At 67.8% G+C, this 3571-nt stretch carries 7 protein-coding genes; all 7 read left to right on the top strand.

Going from position 1 to position 3571, the window contains the following annotated elements; all coding sequences use genetic code 11:
* Positions 1–271 (top strand): hypothetical protein (locus tag FDN03_RS16625; RefSeq protein WP_212743925.1); only part of this gene is annotated, 271 nt, incomplete at its 5' end.
* 79 nt (positions 272–350) lie between these two features.
* Positions 351–644, top strand: coding sequence for a hypothetical protein (locus tag FDN03_RS15735; protein WP_138178540.1), 294 nt, complete (start codon positions 351–353; stop codon positions 642–644).
* Positions 641–1564, top strand: coding sequence for an ERF family protein (locus FDN03_RS15740; RefSeq protein ID WP_138178541.1), 924 nt, complete (start codon positions 641–643; stop codon positions 1562–1564). The genes FDN03_RS15735 and FDN03_RS15740 overlap by 4 nt, the downstream gene beginning before the upstream one ends.
* On the top strand, positions 1561–2061 hold the full coding sequence (locus FDN03_RS15745; RefSeq protein ID WP_138178542.1) for a hypothetical protein: 501 nt from the start codon (positions 1561–1563) through the stop codon (positions 2059–2061). The genes FDN03_RS15740 and FDN03_RS15745 overlap by 4 nt, the downstream gene beginning before the upstream one ends.
* On the top strand, positions 2058–2387 hold the full coding sequence (locus FDN03_RS15750) for a hypothetical protein (protein ID WP_138178543.1): 330 nt from the start codon (positions 2058–2060) through the stop codon (positions 2385–2387). The genes FDN03_RS15745 and FDN03_RS15750 overlap by 4 nt, the downstream gene beginning before the upstream one ends.
* Positions 2384–2752: a hypothetical protein gene (locus FDN03_RS15755; RefSeq protein ID WP_071087111.1), complete on the top strand. Its 369-nt coding sequence runs from the start codon at positions 2384–2386 to the stop codon at positions 2750–2752. The genes FDN03_RS15750 and FDN03_RS15755 overlap by 4 nt, the downstream gene beginning before the upstream one ends.
* On the top strand, positions 2752–3486 hold the full coding sequence (locus FDN03_RS15760; RefSeq protein WP_138178544.1) for an exonuclease domain-containing protein: 735 nt from the start codon (positions 2752–2754) through the stop codon (positions 3484–3486). Before FDN03_RS15755 ends, FDN03_RS15760 begins: the two co-directional genes overlap by 1 nt.
* Positions 3487–3571 lie beyond the last annotated feature (85 nt).

Consider the following 3571-nt stretch of genomic DNA (forward strand, 5'->3'; position numbering starts at 1 on the left):
CCAGGAACGGCACCTAGGGCTGGTCGAGGAGCAGTGGTTGACCACCGTCGAGGTTGCCCAAATTTTGGGTTGGACCCGGCAGCGTGTGACATACCGCGTTCGTAGAGACCTGCAGGTCACAGACCCGTCCCAGGGTCTGATCGCCTGGGCTGTCGGGGAAGGCGCAACCTTCGCCTACCGGTACAAGCCCACGGACGTGGCCGCGTACCGCAACGGACCCAAGTTCCGCCGACCCAAAGGCGAACCCCGGCCAATCCGCCAAGCCGCATGAAACAGGCGCCCTCGCTGCTCGTAACAGCTCGGGCGCCCTGGAACCCATCCCTACCTCGCCAGAAGAGAGAGGGGTCCCTGTGACCCACATTAGCCCCACCATCAGCACCGAGCTGGACGCCCTGCGGGACCTGGCCGCCATGGTCGGCAAGCTGGTGACCATCACTGACCGGGGGCTCTACACCCGGCCCTGGAAGGTCACCATCCCTGGCATCGTCGCCTCGGGCCTGGGAACGACGCTCACCAGCGCCGCGGCCGACCTGTTCGAGCAGCTGGCCGTCGACGTCAGCCTGTCGCTTCCCGACGGCCGAACGGTCCACTGGGACTGGGACGCCAGCGTCTGGAACGTCAAGGCGCCGGCGGTGGCCGCATGAGCGAGCTGACGATCACCCCGGGCAAAGCGGCGGCCTGCTTTGTCAAGGCGTTCGCCGAGGTCGAGGCCGTCCGCAAGAACGGCAAGATGCGCGACGGCGGCCAGTCCTTCGACTACCAGCGGTACGAAGACATCCTCCCCGTGGTCCGGGCCGCACTCGTCACGGCCGGACTCGCCCCGATCCCAGTCGGCTTCGAGGTCACCCCGGAGGAGCACCGTAAGACCCGGAACGGTGCGATGCAGTACGTCGTCCGGATCGAGGCCACCTACCGGCTGATCGCCGATGACGGTTCCTACGTCGAAGGCAAGGGCATCGGTCGAGGTGTCGACACCGGCGACAAGGACATTTCGAAGGCGCAGACCTACGCCTACAAGTGGTTCCTGACGCAGACCTTCCAGATCACCACGAAGGACCAGGCGGACCCGGACGGCTCCCTCACGGAGGAGACCGTCGAGCGGGAGACCGACGCTCAGCGGATCCTGCGGGAACGCCGCGAGCAGGACCGCGCCGCCGAGCAGCCCCCGCAGATGTACCCGCTTCCGGCCGCCGCGCAGGCCAACGGCCAGCGCCCCGCCGCTCCGGTACCAGCCGCGGGGCAGGAGCTTGGGCAGACACGCGAGTACCACGCCGCGATGGCCGCGCGGAACGGAGCCCAGCAGCCGCAGGTCCAGCCGCCCATCACCGCCCCTCTGCAGATTCCCGCCGACAACGACCTGATCGGGTGGAAGCAGTACATCGTCCAGGGCGCCGCCAGAATCGGGTTCGCCCAGCCAAACGGTCAGCCGGATGTGCCAGCGCTCGCAGTGGCCTACGAGCAGTGGTCTGGTGGCGCGTCGCTGCCGGAGGCGACGGTGCCGCTGCTGCAGAAGTTCGCCGAGCATCTCAAGTCGCTCGGCGCCCAGCAGAGGCCCGCGGCATGAGCGAACTCGACGAGGGCGCGATCGAGCGGACGATCCGCCTGACGACGGCCCGCAGGGAGGCCGCCAACCTGCGGGCCAACCTTGACCGTGCCCGCCGCCGCACGCTGGAGATCGCAGAGGAGATGGAAGCTGACCACGCCCGCACGGCGTGGAAGTGCACCCTGCTGCAGATCGCGCTGAAGCGGATCCGCCGCAAGGACGACGCCACCTCGAACGATGTGGCCGCCGTCGACCTGGGCTGGTTGGAACAGATGACTGGCAGCTCCGACTACGAGCAGATCATCGCCGCCGCAGCTCTCGCCGAAACCGAAAGGGCCGACCGGGCTGACACACGCCCGCCGTCGCGGTTCAGCGCCGCCCTGTCCGACGACGCAGTGGACGCGGCGATCGCCACAGCCACCGGCTATGTCGGCGACTACACGATCTCCCCCGAAGCACGTCAGAGGGCACGTCGCCTGTTCGACGCGATGGCCGCAGAGATGGGAGCAGGCCAGTGAGCGCCTCGACCGCGATGGTTTCGCTGCACCAGCTCGCCGAGCTGGCCAGGCGGGGACCTCTCCGGTTCGCCTACCTGGAAGTCGACGGGGAGAAGCCTTGGCTGGTCCAGCTGCCAGGCATCTCCGTTGCCAACGAGCACTTCTCCCGATCCCACATCGGCATCGGCGCCACCGTTGAGGAAGCCGCCGAGCAGCTGCACCGGGGACTCCTCAATCCAGGCGACGGCTGGCACGTGACCGTCGACGCCCTTGAGATCCGTGGCACCGCGCAGCGCCTGGTCTGGACGGGCGAGGCCTGGGCGGCGCAGACGGAGGCCGACCGGTGAGCGACTTCGACACCGACTTGTTGGAGCAGACCGAAGTCTGGGTCGACCAGACCGGACACCGTCACCGTCTCGACGAGATGGACTTGCGCTATCTCAGGAACGTGCGCCGCTACCTGGAACGCAAGGCACCCGAGATCCGGGAACACAGTCTGCTGCGGGCGATCAAGCATCCGTTGCCGTCCGGCACGCAGGCGCGGCAGGACGTAGAAGCAGCAATCGACCGGGAACTGCTAGCGGACGGGCCCGAGTCGGCCACGGACTACATGGCGCAGTTCCCGCTGTACCGGCGTATCTGGGACCTGATCGGCACTCGGCTGACCAGCGGAGACACCGATCCGCGCTGGCTGGATGGAGGGCCGTTCTGATGACCGCCCGCTGGTGGGAGGGTCCGCTACTCGCCGTAGATCTTGAGACGACCGGAAAGGACCCTGAAACCGCCCGGATCGTGACTGCTGCCTGCATCGCTGTCGGTCCGAGCGGGGTCCTTAGCCGGCAGACATGGCTGGCCGATCCGGGAGTCGAAATCCCGGCCGAGGCCACGGCTGTGCATGGAGTCAGCACCGAGCAGGCCCGCGCGGATGGAGCACCGGCCTACGAGGTTGTCCGCCAGATCGCGGAGGAAATTGAAACCGCTTGGGCTGACCCGGCGATCCCAGTCGTGGCTATGAACGCAGCCTACGATTTGACGATCATCCAGCGGGAGCTGGTACGACACAGCTTCGAGCCGCTGCAGATCGGCCCGGTCCTTGACCCGATGGTCATCGACCGGGCGATCGACAAGTGGCGTAAGGGCTCCCGCAAGCTCGAAGCCCTCGCCACGCACTACGGCGTCCGCCTCGATGGCGCGCACTCCGCCGACGAGGATGCGCTGGCTGCAGCCCGGGTGGTGTGGCAGCAGGCCCGCCATCTGACCGGCCGGGCACTGCGGCTGATGACCCTCGCCGAGATGCAGACCTGGCAGGCGGCTCAGCAAAGGGCCTGGGCAGCGAACTTCCAGAGCTACCTGCGGACGAAGGCAAACCCGCGGCAGCCCGACGCGGTGATTGACCCATCGTGGCCTGTCCGCCCCCTGCCCGCGCAGAACGAGGTGTCGGCATGACCGCCCCGACGATGGAACTGCCGGAGATCCCCTCGCCGCAGGAGATCGCCCGGATGTTCGTCTGGCTGAACCAGCAGCTCCGCGC

Origin of the sequence: Glutamicibacter sp. V16R2B1, assembly GCF_005774635.1 — a bacterium.
GTDB lineage: Bacteria > Actinomycetota > Actinomycetes > Actinomycetales > Micrococcaceae > Glutamicibacter > Glutamicibacter creatinolyticus.